The organism is Vibrio sp. SCP2 (assembly GCF_059295395.1).
In genome coordinates this window covers 1,026,976-1,045,188 of sequence record NZ_JCAFVV010000001.1, presented here as the reverse complement: position 1 = coordinate 1,045,188, position 18,213 = coordinate 1,026,976, and the positions used below count along the sequence as shown (strand labels likewise).

The 18,213-nt window shown below is 44.4% G+C and carries 18 protein-coding genes and 1 riboswitch; of the genes, 4 read left to right on the top strand and 14 right to left on the bottom strand.

Annotated elements, in window-relative coordinates; genetic code table 11:
- Positions 1–18 precede the first annotated feature (18 nt).
- Positions 19–309: a hypothetical protein gene (locus tag AC5O63_RS05040; protein ID WP_171320296.1), complete on the top strand. Its 291-nt coding sequence runs from the start codon at positions 19–21 to the stop codon at positions 307–309.
- A gap of 65 nt (positions 310–374) precedes the next feature.
- On the opposite strand, the gene AC5O63_RS05035 is transcribed toward AC5O63_RS05040, so the two are convergent.
- Positions 375–1,604, bottom strand: a complete 1,230-nt coding sequence (locus tag AC5O63_RS05035) for a hypothetical protein (RefSeq protein WP_069668672.1) — start codon at positions 1,602–1,604, stop codon at positions 375–377.
- A 522-nt stretch (positions 1,605–2,126) separates the two neighbouring features.
- Positions 2,127–2,585 carry a MarR family winged helix-turn-helix transcriptional regulator gene (locus AC5O63_RS05030; protein ID WP_494504132.1) on the bottom strand — a complete coding sequence of 153 codons (459 nt, stop codon included), beginning with the start codon at positions 2,583–2,585 and terminating at the stop codon, positions 2,127–2,129.
- A gap of 332 nt (positions 2,586–2,917) precedes the next feature.
- Here AC5O63_RS05030 and AC5O63_RS05025 point away from each other — a divergent pair, with 332 nt between their 5' ends.
- Positions 2,918–3,109, top strand: coding sequence for a hypothetical protein (locus AC5O63_RS05025; RefSeq protein ID WP_494504131.1), 192 nt, complete (start codon positions 2,918–2,920; stop codon positions 3,107–3,109).
- Positions 3,110–3,183: 74 nt separating this feature from the next.
- Here AC5O63_RS05025 and AC5O63_RS05020 read toward each other — a convergent pair whose 3' ends face one another.
- From AC5O63_RS05020 to thiD, 7 genes are all read right to left on the bottom strand, one after another.
- Positions 3,184–3,951 (bottom strand): phosphatase PAP2 family protein, encoded by a 768-nt coding sequence (locus tag AC5O63_RS05020; RefSeq protein WP_494504130.1) that lies wholly within the window; start codon positions 3,949–3,951, stop codon positions 3,184–3,186.
- 108 nt (positions 3,952–4,059) lie between these two features.
- Positions 4,060–5,022, bottom strand: a complete 963-nt coding sequence (locus AC5O63_RS05015; RefSeq protein ID WP_494504129.1) for a sensor domain-containing diguanylate cyclase — start codon at positions 5,020–5,022, stop codon at positions 4,060–4,062.
- Between the two features lie 177 nt (positions 5,023–5,199).
- A complete protein-coding gene (tenA, locus tag AC5O63_RS05010) occupies positions 5,200–5,865 on the bottom strand; it encodes a thiaminase II (RefSeq protein ID WP_494504128.1) in 666 nt (221 codons plus the stop codon).
- Complete coding sequence (locus AC5O63_RS05005) at positions 5,865–6,815, bottom strand: ABC transporter substrate-binding protein (protein ID WP_494504127.1); 951 nt, start codon at positions 6,813–6,815, stop codon at positions 5,865–5,867. Before AC5O63_RS05005 ends, tenA begins: the two co-directional genes overlap by 1 nt.
- 14 nt (positions 6,816–6,829) lie before the next feature.
- Positions 6,830–7,630: an ABC transporter permease gene (locus tag AC5O63_RS05000; RefSeq protein WP_367939197.1), complete on the bottom strand. Its 801-nt coding sequence runs from the start codon at positions 7,628–7,630 to the stop codon at positions 6,830–6,832.
- A complete protein-coding gene (locus tag AC5O63_RS04995; protein ID WP_494504126.1) occupies positions 7,623–8,369 on the bottom strand; it encodes an ABC transporter ATP-binding protein in 747 nt (248 codons plus the stop codon). The genes AC5O63_RS05000 and AC5O63_RS04995 overlap by 8 nt, the downstream gene beginning before the upstream one ends.
- Positions 8,359–9,189: a bifunctional hydroxymethylpyrimidine kinase/phosphomethylpyrimidine kinase gene (gene thiD, locus AC5O63_RS04990; protein ID WP_494504125.1), complete on the bottom strand. Its 831-nt coding sequence runs from the start codon at positions 9,187–9,189 to the stop codon at positions 8,359–8,361. Before thiD ends, AC5O63_RS04995 begins: the two co-directional genes overlap by 11 nt.
- A 100-nt stretch (positions 9,190–9,289) precedes the next feature.
- A riboswitch (TPP riboswitch) is annotated at positions 9,290–9,399 on the bottom strand.
- 167 nt (positions 9,400–9,566) lie between these two features.
- Between thiD and AC5O63_RS04985 the strand changes: the two genes are divergently transcribed.
- Positions 9,567–10,397 (top strand): HDOD domain-containing protein, encoded by an 831-nt coding sequence (locus tag AC5O63_RS04985; protein WP_494504124.1) that lies wholly within the window; start codon positions 9,567–9,569, stop codon positions 10,395–10,397.
- Positions 10,398–10,492: 95 nt separating this feature from the next.
- Positions 10,493–11,383 (top strand): LysR family transcriptional regulator, encoded by an 891-nt coding sequence (locus AC5O63_RS04980; RefSeq protein ID WP_494504573.1) that lies wholly within the window; start codon positions 10,493–10,495, stop codon positions 11,381–11,383.
- A 12-nt stretch (positions 11,384–11,395) separates the two neighbouring features.
- Here AC5O63_RS04980 and AC5O63_RS04975 read toward each other — a convergent pair whose 3' ends face one another.
- From AC5O63_RS04975 to AC5O63_RS04955, 5 genes are all read right to left on the bottom strand, one after another.
- Entirely contained in the window at positions 11,396–11,806 is a 411-nt protein-coding gene (locus tag AC5O63_RS04975) for a VCBS domain-containing protein (protein ID WP_494504123.1), read from the bottom strand.
- Between the two features lie 283 nt (positions 11,807–12,089).
- Complete coding sequence (locus AC5O63_RS04970) at positions 12,090–12,248, bottom strand: hypothetical protein (protein WP_154662709.1); 159 nt, start codon at positions 12,246–12,248, stop codon at positions 12,090–12,092.
- 337 nt (positions 12,249–12,585) lie between these two features.
- The gene (gene mrdA / locus AC5O63_RS04965; protein WP_494504122.1) at positions 12,586–14,487 is read right to left on the bottom strand and encodes a penicillin-binding protein 2; all 1,902 of its coding nucleotides are present in this window, start codon (positions 14,485–14,487) and stop codon (positions 12,586–12,588) included.
- 187 nt (positions 14,488–14,674) lie between these two features.
- Entirely contained in the window at positions 14,675–16,567 is a 1,893-nt protein-coding gene (locus tag AC5O63_RS04960) for a PhoX family protein (RefSeq protein WP_494504121.1), read from the bottom strand.
- Between the two features lie 535 nt (positions 16,568–17,102).
- Positions 17,103–18,155, bottom strand: coding sequence for a TRAP transporter substrate-binding protein (locus AC5O63_RS04955; RefSeq protein WP_272787733.1), 1,053 nt, complete (start codon positions 18,153–18,155; stop codon positions 17,103–17,105).
- Positions 18,156–18,213 lie beyond the last annotated feature (58 nt).

Below are 18,213 nucleotides of genomic sequence, written 5' to 3'. Positions count from 1 at the left end.
TAGAGTAAGGAGAAAGCCGTGATTTCAGTACATAGAGAATACGAACTAATCGATGTGAACCACTCCCATGCCCATGTTGAGATTAATCCTATCGGGCTGATTGACGTAGAGATCATGGAAAACAAGCAGCACCACCAAGCAGAGTTTAGTGAACTGTCATTTCAAAAAGTCGGTGGTCACACACGATTATGTGGCAAACAAAATAAGAAGCCGTGGCAGCTAGAGTTAGACAATAAAGATGCAGAAGAGATAAATCGCTTAATCGACCAAGCGAGTGAAGAATTTGAAACCTTGATGCGCGATCTTTGATTTGTGCTGTACGCTAAAAAGCCATATCAAACCCAAAATTTGATATGGCTAATTAATCAAGGTGGCTAAGGCGTTGCTTTGTTCACAACAAATTCGTGACCGTCCAATATACCTTTACCCTTTTTAAGTTCATTTAAGCGCGCAGTAATGACGCCATCAGAACTGGTGAAGTCCACACTGTAGCTATCGACATATTCTTGAACGTATTTGCTTGAAAGGGATTTCAACTTGTCTATGTAAACCACCGCTTTGTCAAACTCCCCTTGCGAGATAACCTCAAGCTTTGGCGTCAGCAACTGGGCAAACTTATAGGGGTGGGCGACAAATCCGCTGCCCATGACCAGAGCCGCAATAATAGGCGTGGTGATCACTGCACTTTGGAACCACTCAGAAAACATCTTGTGGTTTTGAACTAAGCTACCGTTGGCATTACGATTAGACCATTCTTTCTTAGCGCGCTTAAGTACCTTACCTACTAAGCAGCGTTGGATCATGTAATCCACCAGCTTGACGATACGCTCAAACAATCCAGTTAACACGCTCACTAATGTGCCCACGCCAGCAAACGCATCCCCCGCAGCCTCTAGCCCTATCTTAGTGATACCAACTGCTGCGTTTTTAATTCCGCCTAACGCACCTGTTGCAGAATGGCGAGCCAATGCATTGGCAATAATACTTGGGTGACCGCCCAATAGTTCAACACCACGGCCTGCATACACTTGCGTGATGAGATCTTTAGATTTACATACCGCTTGTTTTACACCCGAGTAGATATCGGAAGCACTCTGAACGTAGCCCCAGCCTGGAATAAAGCTTGAGAAGTTACCGGCAAACTCACCAGTCATCCACGTCGCGAACTCGGCAAACCACTCGACACCGTAGAGCAAATCACCATAAATGTTGCGCGCTTTGTTCATCAGCATACGGAAAAAGTCAGAAATCACCTGTTTAACTTTGGTGACCACTGCACTCGCGGTATCGCCGACCACTTTCGCTGCACCAACAATCTTTTTACCGGCTTTAGTTTGTTGCAGCTTGTTAATCGCATTGGTTTTATCTAGAAGGCCAGACGCTGCTGATTTGAGATCGCTCAAAGGTTCAGAGCCAATCACAAAGTTATCGAAGAAGTGAGCGTTAGAGAATGCAGAAACCTTAGAGATCTCGGTACTCGCTAACATATACATGGCACCCATTCGCGCATCCGCCATTTGGGCGACTTGAACATCTAACGCAGTATTTTTGGTTTTACCAAACATTTTGTCTTTAATCAGACGCTTTAGAATTTTTACCTGCATGCAAGCCTCGCAACAAAATCAAACGCAACCAAATATAAATCGATTGCTAATATTAGTGTTATTTATACATTTGCAAGGATAATACATTTTTTTGCTAATAAGGTGGTCTGTTTAGACAAATGATGTGGAATGGGTTCCATTCGATATCACCAAATAGGATCCAAAAAGCTTATTTCTGCAGCATTTAGACTCAGCATTGAAAAGATAAGGGCATCTAAAATCATTTATGATAAAATTAACAACCAGAATTGATTTATGGTTTAATCTAGATAAGGTAATATTGAACTAACAGTGGGTATTAGCTAGTTACTAGCTCCAATAATGATAGACAACGTCTACATTAAAGATATTTAGGCAAGAGAGAACGCGATAATGAACAAACAGAACACAATTATTCAGCTTCCGTTTCCGCTGTTGGTGATAAGCTTATCGACTTGCGCTTATCATATCTTACAATGCATCTCATAGATGCACGAGCAACAAAAAGGGTGCTGAACAGCACCCTTAGTCGAAGCTATTTTATTACACTTCGTAAAAATCAGGTTTGTAACGAAGAATGATTTTTTCCATCGCAGAGAAAACATGCTTGCGTTCTTCATCATCTAGATCTTGAGTTGCAAAGCTCATTTCGTCACGAATCATCTGTGCTAGTTGATCGTGTACCTTCTTACCTTTAAGAGTCAAGAATAGTCGCTTAGCATTTTTGTGGCTTGGATCTTTCGCACTCGCAATCAGTTCATTCTTTTCTGCATGGCGAATAAGACTGGTCATAGTGCCTTTACTGCGATGCAAACGCTCAGCAATAACGCTTGGGCGAAGTCCATCTTCATAGTCTAGTTCCATCAGTACTAGCATTTGTTCAAAATTCACATCATCGCGAAGCTTCGAAATTTTGTTTTGAATGGAGTTCTGAACCATACGGGTAGCAATAAAGCTCATACCAACAGTGGTTTCAAATAGTTTCTTTGATTCTTCAGACATTGTGATCATTCCAATTTATGTTATCTGCCCTATTATCCATTTATTAGTTCGATACGAAAGCATTTCCAACACACTTTATCATTTAATTTGTGAATTTGTGCGACCAGATATGCATATGTGTTAATGATTGTTTGATTCATCGCTCGTATAAGTGAGGGTAATCATTGAGTGGTGATCAATTTCCACCGCCACCACAAATATCAAGATTCGAGTAATGCTAAGTGATGAGATAGCGAGACAAACCACCCCAGAAACTCTCTCTTTAATTTGACACCAAACCAAAATAACTGCAAAATACGCCCGATAAAAAACAGTGTACATTATGAGGAAGCATGACTTTTGAACTCAAAGTGACTCTAAAAGACATCATCATCACAGTGATCTGTGTTGTCTGGTCTACGCTCTGGATCTCTTCAGAAATCGATAGTCACCAAGAGATGCAGCAAAAACAGTTTGATGAGCTAAAAGATGAGCTGCAAAACATCATCCAACATGAAGCAAAAAAGATATCAGCCTGCCAGTAAACAACCGCTTCCCTACCGCCTAATACAACAACACCCAGTAATCAACTCGATTACTGGGTGTTTAAATACTCATTTCAACGCTTTACTTGCTTGCCCTTTATAAATAGATGACTCTCTATCATCGGCCAAACTTTGTTAGCCAGTTTGTCTAAACTCGGTATTAGCAAATACACCATACCGACAAACAGAATTGAGCCAACCAGGTCGATCGGTCGATGCATGCCTAGCCACAATCGACTAAAAGCGACCCCAATTGCCCACACACTGACGACTGCTACCAATCCGTATTGTTTGTTTTGCCAAAATAAACCACCGAAAAAAGCCAAACAAATCGCGGCGAAAATCGTGTGACCAGATGGGAAAGAGTAATCTTTTTCCCCTTGCCAATGGCGAGTACGCCAAGTGGTCACCTGTTGTGAGATTTGGTTGATCACCTCTGCTTTTTGTACGGTATCTAACTTGTAAAAATGCGCGGGTTGAGGGATCAAGAGTTGATGCGAAAGTAGCTCTGTATAAGGACGAGGGCTTTCCGTCATGTGCTTAAGTCCCGTTTTCGCCGCAAAGCCAATCACTAAAATAATACCAAGCTGAACCAGTTTGCTAAGCAATTGTGAGTTGGTACCCACTATCTTCCAAGAAGCTAATACAAGAAGGGAGAGAGTGATCAGAAAGCCTTTTGATCCCGCTGAATCTGTCAGCAAGGTGTAACTTAGCCCGCTCAGATCAGATACTTCACTCAATAGATCAATGTGGCTGACAAACAGCGACATCGGTGCAACAACAAGTAAGAAGGCAACAAGCAGGAGCAAGCCTTCACGTTTGTTTTGAATGAAGTTTTTCACAATAGGGATTCACAACAGCTAAAAACGAAGCTGAATTTTAGTCGAGAAGGCGTGGAAAATTTATCAATACAATGTCAATTTAATGAAATTTCGTGTTGATTGACGACGTTACCCTCTATTTGTGTCCTTTACTCTCAACATACGTTGGTCGGCAATATTCAATAGAGACTCCAAAGTAGTCTCATTAAGCACTTTAGACGACGCGATACCAACACTGAAACCTAACTGATATACATGACTGGAGTCTTGATTAAACGCTTCGACTGCTTGTGTGAAGCGATCAATAGCGATGTGCGCGACCATTTCAGTCGTGCCCGACATCAAGACAACAAACTCATCGCCCCCCATACGCGCGTAAACATCCGACTCTCTAAAGGAAGCCTGCAGTAATCGGGTAAACTGCTTAAGCGCTTCGTCCCCTACTTGATGGCCGAATTGGTCATTGAGTTGTTTGAAATTGTCTAGGTCGAAATAGGCCAAAGAAACAGGGAAACCACCAAAACGGCAGTAGTCGAGTAACTTTTCTCCGAGCGATGAGAACCCACGTCGATTAGATATTTGGGTCAACGGATCTGTCGTTGCCGTCACTCTGGTCGCTAACTCTTGTTCAACAATTTTAGCTAAATCGACAAGGTCGTTCACTTGCTCTTGATTGAACTGTCGAGGCTTAGTATCAATCACACACAAGGTGCCAAGCATAGAGTCATCATGGTGGATAAGAGGAACGCCAGCGTAAAATCGCACACCCGGCTCACCGACAACGAGAGGGTTATCTGCAAACCGCTCATCTTTAGTCGCATCAGAGATGATAAAAGGATCAGTGCCAAGAATAGCATGACCACAAAAAGAGACGTCGCGCGGAGTTTCTTGCGCATCAATCCCATAGCAAGACTTAAACCACTGCCGATCGCTATCCACGAGGCTCACGACGGCAATAGGCACATCGAACAATCTTTTAGCCAATCTAGTCACACGATCAAAACGTTCTTCAGAATCGGTATCTAGAATTTCAAGCTGCTCAAGAGCATTGAGACGCTGAGCTTCATTATCAGGCTTATCGGGTACTTGCATTGGTCATCAATAATTTCTCAAAACATACTAAAAATCTTAGCAGTCGAGGATTAAGATGCCTGAAAGTTGACCAATAAATTTCAATTTATGCCGTTCGAGGTAACAATTTCATCAGCAAAAACTACAAGGGCTTGAATACCTTATGCACTCAAGCCCTTACTTTTCATCATGGTTGGATTAGATGTTGACGTCTAGCCCTTGCTGCCAAAATGCCACTTCCATGCGCGTTGCCGTTTTAAACACCTGAATCAAGTTTTGGCCGCGCTGGCTACTGATATCAATCTCTTCTAGCAATTGATTAAAATGCTCTGCACCTTGTTCAACGCCAGATTGAAACTCTTCACCACCATACAGCTCTATCCAGCTGCGGTATGGGTTACCTTCCAGTTTAGTCGTATCACTTTCACTCAAGGCCTTACCGATCACCGCGTAGCCAATCGAACAAGGCGCAAGCGCAGCATACAACTCGACCAGATCCCCCGTCATTCCTGCATCAAGCACATAGCGAGTGTAAGCCACTGTGCCAAAATCTTCTGGCTCATTCTCTAAGTCAGATTCAGTGAGCCCCCACTGGCCACAATATGTCACATGATAGCCAATTTCTGAATCAAGCAAAGCATGGACGCTTGGCAAAGCACGGCGCATATCTTCCAAGGTACGCGCTTTATAAACGGCCAAGGCATAGGCTCGCGCATATTGCTTTAAGAACAAGAAATCCTGCTTTAAATAATGCAAGAAACAAGGCTGAGGCAAAGTGCCCAGTGCAAGTTGCTGAACAAACGCGTGCTCTGTGTACTCTTGCCAATCAGACTCACAAGCTGCAATCAGGTCTTGATACTTCATTAGTTAAACTCCGGTACGTAATCCGCCGCTTTTGGCAAATTCTCAATCAGTTTTTGTGAATACATAAACTGTGCGTAATCGTCATAGCGTTTTAGATCCACCGCAGACGGGCGCAAGGCAAAACGGGTCAAAGTATCATTCCATGCACGTTGGTTAAGTTCATTGTTCAGCGTATCCGGTGCGTACGCGACAAACTCTTTCCAAGAAGCTTGCGGGTGGTTAACGATATAGGTGGTCGCTTGCTCTAATGCTTTGTTGAATGATTTGATGGCTTCAGCATCATGGGTTTTCGCATTAGCGACAAACACTAACTCATCGTAAGCAGGCACGCCGTGCTCTTCTGGGTAGAAAGCCTTCGCCTTGTAACCTTCTAGTTCAAGCTGGTTGGTTTCAAAGTTGCGTAATCCTCCCCAAATCGCATCAACCTTGCCCGATGCCAATGATGAAGAGAGCGCCCAGCCAACATTGATGATGTTCACATCTGAAAACTTCACGCTCTCTTGGCCTAGCATGGTGCCAATGGTGGCTTCTTCGTTGCCCGCAATCGCGATGCCAATATTTTTACCTTTTAGGTCAGCCAGATTGTCGTTTTTACCGTTATCTAACACCATCAAGGTATTAAGCGGCGTTGCAATTAGTGTCGCAGAACGAATCAGTGGTAAACCGGCAGCGACATCAATGGTTAAGCTTGGCTGATATGAAATCGCTAAATCAACTTTGCCCGCAGCGACAAGTTTTGGTGGCGTGCTCGGATCGGCAGGTTCTTGGATCTCCACTTCTATGCCTTGCTGCTTAAAGTAACCACGCTCTTTAGCAATGACGATTGGCCCATGGTTAGGGTTAACAAACCAATCGAGCATTAGAGTGAGCTTCTTCTCTTCTGCAATAGCATTCGCTGACAATAATGAGGTGAGTAGTGCCACTGCACTGATTTTTTTAGTTATTTTCACGAGGTGTCCTTTCTTTATTGATTTTCCCAAGGAATAAATTTTTTAAGTAGTTTGTCTGTAATGAAATAGAGAGAAACGGAAAGCAGAGCGAGGATGAACAATGCGGCGAACATTTCATCAATGATCATGCGTGCATTCGCTTGAAGCATTAGGTAACCAAGACCGGCACTTGAACCGACCCACTCTCCGACCACAGCACCTATCGGTGCTATCACAACGGCGACTCGTATACCTGAGGCCAAAGTTGGCAGCGCAGCAGGCAGTTGTATGTGTCTTAAAAGCTGCCATTTACTTGCTCCCATCGTCTTAGCCAGATCGAGGTACCCTGTCGGGGTATTACGCAAACCGTCATAGCAACAAGTGGTCACAGGAAAAAAGATAATAATGGCTGCCATCACCACTTTGGACGCAATACCGTACCCAAGCCAAAGCATCAGTACAGGCGCGATGGCAAATACAGGGATTGCTTGGCTTGCAATAAGAATCGGTAACAGCCAACGTTTTAATGGTTTAAATAGCAGCATTTGCAGTGCAAAGATAAGCCCCATAGAGAGACCAAGCAGCAAACCCAATATAATTTCTTGCCCAGTAACGAGCGTATGTTTCATCAACACATCAAAACGTGAAATCAATCGCTCGAAGACGTCTAGCGGAGCAGGCAAAATGAAGCTTGGCATATCAAACAAAACCACAACGCTTTGCCATAAGCCCAAAATAACCAACAGGCTAATCGCCATACGCACCATTGGATGCGTCACCTGAGTTTTGATTCTCTTGTTGGGTAGCGTAAGTTCTAGGTTCGTCACCTTACTCATAGTCTTGCTCCAACTGTTCAAGAATATTTCGCTGCAACGCCGCGCACTCGCCATCTATCGCGCGTGGAGGCAGTGAAGCAGGAACGTCTAGGGGGTGCGCATGGGCAGGCGCACCTTGAAGCAAATAGAGCGCATCCGATAAACGTACCGCTTCTTGGGGATCATGGGTAATCAACACAACGGTTTTACCCTTGAGTAACTTGGCAGACAAGGTTTGCAACTTATGGCGCGTGACAGCATCTAGCGCGGAAAAAGGCTCATCCATCAACACAACGGGCTTGTCTTGCATTAGAGTACGCGCAAGAGCAACACGCTGGCGCATTCCCCCAGATAGCTGAGCAGGCATTGTATTGATATGGGCGGCTAACCCTACTTGCTCGAGCAGTTCAATTGCCTTGTCATGCTCGATATTCTGCGCACCAAATTGACGGCTTAACATGACGTTATCAATAACATTTAGCCATGGTAGCAACAGATCTTGCTGTGCCATGTAGGCAATTTTGTCTTGCAAGCCTTGCCCTTGGCTTAGCTTAAGCGTCCCTTGCCACTCCACTTTGTGATCAAGCAAACCAGCAAGATAACGCAGTAAAGTGGTTTTGCCGCAGCCGCTTCGACCCAGCAAACTGGTCCACTTCCCTGCGGGGATGTGCATATCTAAGCCAGTTAGTGTCGGGGTTTGGCTATCAAGGTAACGAAGCTGTGAAGCCTTGAGCTCTATCCCGATCGCTTCAGCGCACATTTGTGTGCCCACAGAAAAAGTGGTGCACTGGGCCATGACCTTGACCCACATCTAACTGATAGGCGTGCGCAATGGCTTGAGAGATATATTGCTTACCAAGATACACGGCTTTATGAAGACGGTTACCTTGAGCAAGATAAGAAGCAATCGCAGAAGAAAGGGTACAACCTGTTCCGTGAGTATTTTTAGTCGCGACACGTTTGGCGCTCAATAACTCACTGCTCTCTTGCTCGATAAGGAGATCATTACTGTTTTGGTCTTTCTCTAAATGCCCACCTTTTAGCAACACCGCTTTCGCCCCAAGTGCGCGTAATGACTCAATCATCGCCCCCATTTGCTCTTCATCTTGAGGGACTTCACCACCAATCAAAGCAGCCCCTTCAGGTAGATTCGGCGTAATTAAATCAGCGAGAGGTAACAATTCTTGTTTGAGCGTAGAGATTGCCGATTGCTCTAATAACAGGTCACCGCTTGTGGCAACCATGACAGGATCAACCACAAGATGCTTAGGTTGATATTGACGTATTTTTGCCGCGACAACCTTGATGATTTCCGCATCCGCCAACATGCCGACTTTAACAGCAACCACATTCAGGTCGGTGAATACCGCATCTAACTGGCTTTCAATATGCGCTAATGGAATCGGGTGAATGGCACTGACACCCTGTGTATTTTGCGAAGTGATAGCAGTGATGACGGAGCATGCGTAACTGCCTGTCGCAGAGATGGCTTTAATATCGGCTTGGATACCTGCACCACCACCGCTGTCAGATCCAGCAATGGTTAATACAATAGGGGTTGTGTCTTGTGAATGTGGCATAGATGCTCCTACTACAAGACGTATAGGAACTCTCGACCACCAAAAGAACGCTCATAAACAGAGTGACTCTCGAATGCGAGTACACTAAACCCGAGATATGGAATTAGTGCGCATAGTTCCCTACGTCAGTGCTAACTGAATCAGGTTCTACGGGTCTCGCTTCGCGATCTCAGCCCTTTCCCTATTGGGTAGGCTCCCCGACTATTTCCGCAGATGATAACAACAAAAGTAGTTTTATTGCATCAATATTTGGTGCGTCGCTGCAAAAAAACAAACAAAACCCCAGCCCGAACATATGGCATTAATTGCTTATTTTTGTAACAGGATAAATTTCTGAACTATAGTAACTTAGCTTACATGGAATTAAGGAGAGAGCTATGAGCCAGGAGGCACTACTATCTCGACTGAACGAATTACCGAGAATCCAAAAAGTACTTCAAGAGCTTCTCGATATGGTCAACAAGAGTGACGTCGACTTTAAACTGTTAGCGAATAAAATAGCGACTGATCAAGTTCTTAGCGCGCGACTACTACGCTTAGCCAATTCCGCTCACTTTGGTGGAAGCAAGAGTGTATCTTCGATAAATGAAGCCTTACTTCGAGTTGGAACAGGCCCAGTCAGGACCCTAGTTGTTGCTTCAGTTCTCTCTAGCGCCTTCCCTAAAATCAAAACATTAGATATGGACAAGTACTGGGAAGAGACGTTCGAAGTCTCGATTATTGCCAGTAAAATTGCCATTGAAACAGGCATGGACAGTAATGACGTATTCACTACTGGAGTATTGCACAACATTGGCGAGTTGATGATCCACACTTTAGTACCGGAAGAAGCACAAACGATTGCCCAGCGAGCAGAGGAAGGAGAAAACGCTATCGCAGTGCAAGAAGAAATCTTAGATATCACAGCGCCAACTCTTGGGGCCAAACTAGCCAGAGCGTGGCGCTTTCCTGATGATATGGTGGATGCCATCGCAAATTTTGCCGAGCCTAGAGATGCCGAGATTTCTCCTAAAATGGCCACCACTCTTCATTTAGCCCGTTCGATTCATCGCGATTGGGATCAGCTGGAGAGCGAGGAAGGTAAAGCTCGCTACCTTGCTGAACATCCAGACTCTCGCCTTTTGCATATCTCAGCAGCCTTCGCACCAACAATCGACAAGTATCGAGGCAATGGTCGTGACCTCGCTTCACAGTTAAACGCGGCGTAAAACAATAGGTGAGCACTAAGCTCACCTTTTTCTATTCAAACTTTCAGTTATCGCATAGACTCAGATGAATAATTTTTTGTTATGAGAATAATGTGATGATCAATCCTGTCTGGCTCAAGACCTTTGTTACTCTGATCGATACAGGTCATTTCACAAAGACCGCTGAGAAGCTGTTTATGACTCAGCCAGGTGTTACCCAGCACATTAAAAAACTTGAGCAGGCTTGCGGTTACCCCTTAATCGAAAGACACAACAAAAGTTTTGATATCACTGAAGCGGGTCGTAATGTCTATCAACATGCGATTCAGCTTGAGCGCCAAGAATCAGAACTGCTTAACTCTTTAAACATGGAAGACCCCTTTTCAGGTAGCGTTTCGCTTTCTTGTTCTGGTTCGCTAGCACTGCTGCTCTACCCACATTTGCTAAATTTACAATGTAAATACTCTCAGCTGATACCAAGACTAGAAGCCGCACCTCATCACAAAATTGTTGCGGATGTCCTAACTGGTGTGACAGATATTGGGATTGTGACACAAATTCCCTCTGATTCTCGCTTTGAATCAGAAATGTTAGGTAAGGAGCCACTGTGTTTACTATTACCGAAAGCGCGTGCAGCCAAAGATTTAAGCCAAGAGAGCTTGAAGGAAATCGGTCTAATCCAACACCCTGATGCGATTCACTACCTTTCAATTTACTTTGCTCAATGCGGGGAGTCTGAACTGGAGAAAATGAATATCGATGATATTCCGGTCACAGGCTACATCAATCAGTTAAGCCAAATCCTGTTGCCTGTGGCCAATGGATTAGGATTTACCGTCTTGCCGAAAAGCGCACTCGATTCGTTTGCTGAGAGTGAGCGAATTTCTATCTTCGAGCCAAGTAATGAAGTGGTAGAGACCTTATACTTCTTGACTAAAAAACATCGCCAACTACCGAAGCGCTTTGAAACTATTAAAAACGAAGTGGTGCAACATTTTCAGCAGTAAAATATACGCTCGTTAGCCAAAACTAATCGTAGTTTCTAACTCTTCAATCAAAGCACCACCATGAGCGCCAACAAGCACAATCGTCACAGCAAAACGATTACCGTCTGTTGAACGCAAGAAGAAGGTTTCAATCTTTCTTTCCCCCATCACTAAGTACTGGGTTTTAATGCTATAGACAGAGTAATCCCAGTGGCCAGATTCATCGATAACTAAGGAGCCTAATGTGCCTACCTTAGCGGTGACACTCTTAGGATTAAAACGAACGCGACGACGGTTTTCTCCACTGATCGAGAACATACCGGAATCAAACAGCAATGGGGAAAAATCACGTTGTACCATTGATAGTAGGCTCGCATCGCCCGACGGTGCACCAAAAGAGTTCGCGGTATGGGTGTTATTGGTCATTTGATTTAGGTAAGCCATAACGTTCTCCTTAAGATATCTAAGCTCAACCATTGTGAGCGTTCATATCTTCTACCAACGCAATGTGCATGCCAAAAAAACAATACTCAACCAGATGAATATTTCTTTGTTGTTTCAATTAGATAATCATTGGTTCGAAAATTAGGTCAAATGGTTCTCAAAATGAGATGCAAAACAGGACAGATACACTCAGAATAAAAACGCAATTTGCATATTGAGAGTAGTGCTTCTGAAACGCAAAAAAGGAGCCTAGGGCTCCTTTCTTTTCTGGTGATATTTTTCGTTATGCTTCAAGTACGTCTTCGCCAGACATCTCTGAAATCAGCAATAAATCATCTTCATCGAGCTTCATACCCAAGACTGGTAGACCGTGCTGAACCACCCAGCAGAAGAAGAATACGAATACGCCTAAAGCGACCAAACCTAGTGATAACATAGCCAAACCTCCTCCTTGGTTATCAAAACAGTATCGATAACTTGAAGATGCGACTACTTGAGAGGGATAAAGCAAAAGGCCTTTGAAAATACTTAGTTCTTATACGTTTTTCGATGCACTCTTAACGACGGATTCGTTAAGCCCTGTGTCTCTTTTTGCGTTCAGTTTATTCGTATTAACTCTGGGAGTTTACTCGTTTCTCTACACCTTTAAGTTATTGGGATACCCTTTCAATATAGTGATACCGTACAAATGTCGCAACTAGATTTAGTGCCATATCAACATAAGATCACAAATTTTATGCTTCCATACGCATAATTATCCATTGGAGCACTTTTTACCGCTACGAGTGATTCGATTTCTGCTGTTTTTTTCCTGCGATATCTAGGTAATCAAATACCTGACGTACAAAAGGAGCCCCCACTTTTGAGCCGCCATTACCATGTTCGATCACCACAGTGGCGACATATCTTGGCTGATCACAAGGTGCAAAGGCAGTAAACAAGCCATGGTCAAGAAGATCATAACTCAGCTCCTTGGAGTTATAGACCTGATCCTTCTTCAAACCAAACACCTGAGCTGTCCCTGATTTGCCACCACTGCAATAATCAGCCCCTCGAAACGCTCTACGCCCCGAGCCTCGACTACCAGAGTTAACCAGTCGCATCGCGTTCATCGCAATGTCCCAGGTTTTATCACTCACCCCTTTAATCCGGTCATCGGCCTTGGTCGATTTGGGCTTTTCTTCACTAAATGGCGTACCGTGAGATAATGTCGCTCTTAACAAATGAGGCGCAATGACTTGACCGTGATTCACTAATACAGACGTTGCCTTAGCTATCTGCAAAGGTGTCGCTGTCCAGTAACCTTGTCCAATACCAATAGGCACGGTATCGCCTTTGTACCAAGGCTGACGATAACGGGACTCTTTCCACTCTCGAGTTGGCATATTGGCTCGCGTCTCTTCCGGAATATCAATACCCGTCAATCGACCAAAACCAAACATATTCATCCAATCTGAAATACGATCGATACCTAGCTCATACGCAATGTGATAGAAAAACGAATCAACCGACTCTTCAATCGCTAGCGTGACATTTACAGGCCCGTGCCCCCAACGTTTCCAATCTCGCCACACCTTAGTTTGTCTTGTCGTTCCCGGAATTCGCCATGCGCCATGATCATTACGAACTGTATCTGGCTCAATGATGTCTTCACTTAACCCAGCTACTGCCATAAAGGGTTTGACTGTCGAGGCAGGAGGATACACGCCCAAAGTGGCGCGATTGACTAACGGATGAAATGGGTCGTTGAGCAGCTTACTATAGGCTTTACTCGAAATCCCTTCTACAAACAGATTCGGGTCATAACTTGGGCTAGACGCCATAGCAAGAACACTATTGTCACGAGGGTCCAGCACCACGGCACTGCCTTCTCGATGATCAAGCTTATCGAATACAAACTTCTGCAAGTCGATATCAATGTTCAGCACCAAATCCTGACCTGAAACAGGTGGGACATACTCAATAGTTCGGATAATGCGGCCGCGACTATTTACTTCAACCTCTTGATAGCCTTGCTGACCATGAAGTAGCTGTTCGTAGTACTTTTCAATACCCAGTTTGCCGATCGTTTTCGTGGCCCGATAATTGGCAAGCTCGCCACTCTCATCGAGCTGCTTGAGATCGCGGTCATTAATATGGGCAACGTAACCCAAAACGTGAGTCAGTATTTCACCGTATGGGTAATCTCGCTTCATCTCGACATCAATAGAAAAGCCCGGCAGCTCATATTGATGTACAGAAAATCGGGCAACCTCTTGTTCTGTTAAACCATTCTTGACGATGACAGGTTTAAAACTCTTACCGTGATGGTTGTAAATTTTTTCTCGTTGAGCATCAGAAAGCGAGACCAACTGCCCCAGCTTATCCAAAGAGGCATTCAAATCCTCTACTTTTTCCGGAATCATTTGTAAAACGTAAACCGGAAAGTTGTTCGCTAAGATTTTGCCATTGCGATCATAAATTAACCCTCGGGTTGGAGCGATAGGCAAGACCTGAATTCGATTATCATTAGCGCGGGTTTTATAGTAATCGACTTGCTTTACTTCTAAGCGATAAAGGTTGGCAATAAGTACTCCAAGCAGAGCAACCATAGCGACAAAAGCAACAATCGCTCGATTTCGAAACAACTTGGCTTCTTGATCATGGTTTCGTATCGCTTTGCTTTGGTGATGAAAGTTCATAGGCAAGATTTTAAAGATTGGCGAAATGCCACTCTTTACGCATTTACATTTAGTTACATTTGCCGCAGACGTTACCAATAACCGAATTCAAGTATGTACGAGCAATGTAAACAAAGTCAGAAAACGCCCAAGTAAAAACAAAAAAGCCCCGAATGATGGCATTCGGGGCTCAACCATTTGATAACGCTTATGCGCCGATTACGCCACCATCTTCACGCGTAATCGCCATGATAGTAGAGCGCGGTTTGCTGTTACCACCAGCAGGGAAATGCGAAGGTGCGCCACTTTCACCTGGGTGCTGAACACCAACAAACATGGTTTTGTTATCCGCCGAGAAAGTAAGTCCAGTAATCTCACAAGCAACCGGGCCAGTTAAGAAACGGCGCACTTCGCCCGTCATTGGGTCACCACACAACATCTGGTTGTTGCCTTGGCCGGCAAAGTCACCTTTGTTCGAGTAGTTACCATCGGTTTGAATCCATAGGCGTCCTGCCGCATCAAAACCAATGCCATCTGGGCTGTTAAACATGTTATCAGCGTTGATGTTATCACTGCCTGCGTACAAGTTACCTTTATGCACTTCTGGGTTGCCAGCAATCAGGTACAGATCCCACTCAAAACCATCACTTGTATGGTCATCATTTTGTGGTACCCAACGCACAATCTGGCCGTAGTGGTTTTCTTTGCGTGGGTTAGGACCACCAACAGGCTGACCTTCTTTTACACCGCGATGTTTATTATTGGTCAAGGTACAGAACACATGTTTGTTATCAGGGTGAACCGCAACCCACTCAGGGCGGTCCATCGTCGTTGCGCCAACATGCGTAGCCGCGCGGCGCGCAAAGATCATCACCTCTGCTTGATCTTTAAAGCCGCTCTCTTTGGTTAAGCCATTTTTACCATACGTCAGCTCTAGCCACTGGCCTTTGCCTTTAAGCTCCTGGTCATCCATTTCGAACTTAGCCACATACAACGTGCCCTCTTCGAGCAGATCGCGATTCGCTTTGTCGTTACCTGGTTGGTATTTGTTCTTAGACACAAACTTGTACAGGTGCTCGCCACGCTCATCATCACCTAAATACACCACAACATGTCCGTTGTCGTTGATTAGCAGGGCAGCATTTTCATGCTTAAAGCGACCTAATGCAGTGCGCTTAAGTGGTGTTGAGCTTGGGTCGTTAGGATCGATTTCAACCACCCAACCAAAACGGTGTGGTTCATTTGGATGCTTAGCAACATCAAATCGTTCGTCAGTATCGTGCCATTGATATTTGCTCTTAGCTGCTTTAACACCATAGCGTTTGTGATCAGCTGACACCTCAGCGCTACCACTAGTACCAAAGTAACCGTTGAAGTTCTCTTCACAAGTCAGGTAAGTACCCCAAGGCGTTTGACCGTTTGCACAGTTGTTGAACGTGCCTAGTGGCTTCATACCTGATGGATCGAGTTTGGTTTTCATCAAGTCATGACCAGCGGCAGGGCCTGTCAGCTGCATTTCTGTATTCGCAGTAATACGGCGGTTACGCTGGCCGTTTTTGTCTAGCTTCCACTGGTCACCAGACTTGACGATTTCAAATACGGTTACGCCATGTGCTGCTTGCGCTTTTAGCACATCATCTGCGGTCATAGCGTTACCACCGTGGTCAAACAACAAATCATAATTAGTGTATTCGTTGTTTACGGCAATCACAGCGCGGTTATCACTGATTGGGTAGAAACTCATACCATCTGTGTTATCTCCAAACTGGCGCAATTGTGCTTTCGAATCTTGCTTACCACTTGGGTCAAATTCTGGGGCGTCTGCGAAAATTGGATCTCCCCAAGAAAGGAGTGGCGTCGCTTTATAGCCTTTAGGCACGATAAACGCATCGGCCGTTGAAGCTGGAACCGCTTCAAAGTTAAGCAGCGGACTGTCATTTTTCGCTGCAAAAGCTTTAGTAATTGGGTTAAGTGAAAGAAAAGCACTCGCACTTACTGCTGCTGTTCCCGCTAAAAATCGACGACGAGATAGACGTGCATCGATCATTTGACTGAATTCAGAATCCTGATTGTCACACTTCTTGTCTGAAACCGAACGCATTGCTGACTCCTTGCTTGAGTAATAATTATATAAATGCGAGCAAATCGTAGACGGAGAAAATGACACTTTGGTTAAGTTATTGTTTATTTAATATTAATTTGCAATATGACACTTACCCACAAGTTACATTTCAAACTTATTAAACTGCACCATGGTTCACTTTTAACTAATAAGGTATGGCGTACATACAAAAAAATGTGATCAAAAACCTAGATCTTTTCGAAATTGGGGTCTAAATTAATCCCTGTTCATGAGGAACTACATTCACATAAGCTCAATGACGAGCTGCATTGTTTCTAAGTGAGGGATTATCATGAAGAAAATGAGAAGAGCACAATTGCATCGCGTACGTATTCAGTACTGGAAAGAGTCGAACAAAGACGCGAACAAATCTTAATGTGCTAACACCCAACTAAGCTGGCTTAACCGCCAGCTTTTGCGTTTCTAGCGACCAGCAAAAGTTCATCATTAAGTCTTGCCCACCGCTAAAACAAAAAAGCCCCAACCAACGTTGGGGCAAATGGCTGGAGAAAGCCTATTTCAAATATGTCGAGTGATTCGCTTTATCTACTTCTTCAAGGAAGAGATTTAGCAGTTCTGTTCCTTTCTCTCCATGGGTCTCTTTGACGTAAGCAATCACACCAGGTTGCGTTGCTTTTCGCATCGATTCACGCTGCTCTGCAGTCAAAGAGTTGACCTTCATACGCTTTTTCAACCCTTCTAGTCCACGGTCACTAGATGCTTCAATCAAGCGCGACAGACCACGGTTTGCACTCAATGCAATCTCAACCGCATCAGAGACAATCTTCTTCTCGTCTTCCGTCAGACTATCGTAAAAGCTTTTGTTGACCATGAAGGTGTAAGGTGCGAATAGATGGTTAGTCAGCGTCAGATACTTTTGAACTTCATTGAATTTAGCAAAAGAGACCGTGGGTACCGGGTTCATCTGTCCGTCGATAACCCCAGTTTGTAGTGATGAGTAAACCTCACCCCAAGACAGTGGATATGCCTCAGCGCCTAAAGACTGGATGATTTTCTGGTGCGTTGGCAGCGTCATTGTACGAATACGCAGACCTTTAAAATCTTCAAGATCTTCGATGGCACGCTTAGAGTTAGTTACTGAGAAGAAACCGCCTGTGTCAGGGAAACCGAGGATTTTGACATCTTTTAGTTCTGACTCAATGTCAGAAGCCAATGCTTGCCCGAACTTGCCATCGAGGACTTCATAGGTAGAGGCGTTGTTATCAAACGCAAATGGCACATCCAAAACACCAATTCTTGGGTAATAACCCGCTAATGGTCCAACTGGGGACAGCGTTCCTTGAAGTTGCCCATCACGTACCATCTGGATATGTTCTTTCGCCGTACCTAACTGATTACTTGGGAATACTTGAACTTTAATCTCACCATTGGTTGCCGTTTCAACAATGTTCTTAAACACACCAGTGAACGCATGCGCCGGGTTTTCCATGATATCGGCTTTGTTGTCATGACCAATACGCAGCACTTTCTCAGCCATGGCAAAAGGGGCAGCCAATAAGCTCGTAGCCAGAGCAGTAGCAATCAATGATTTGGTTAGCTTTTTCATAATAACTCCATTATGTATGAATTTTAGTTATTACCTGACTAGGCTCCCGCGCTAGCCA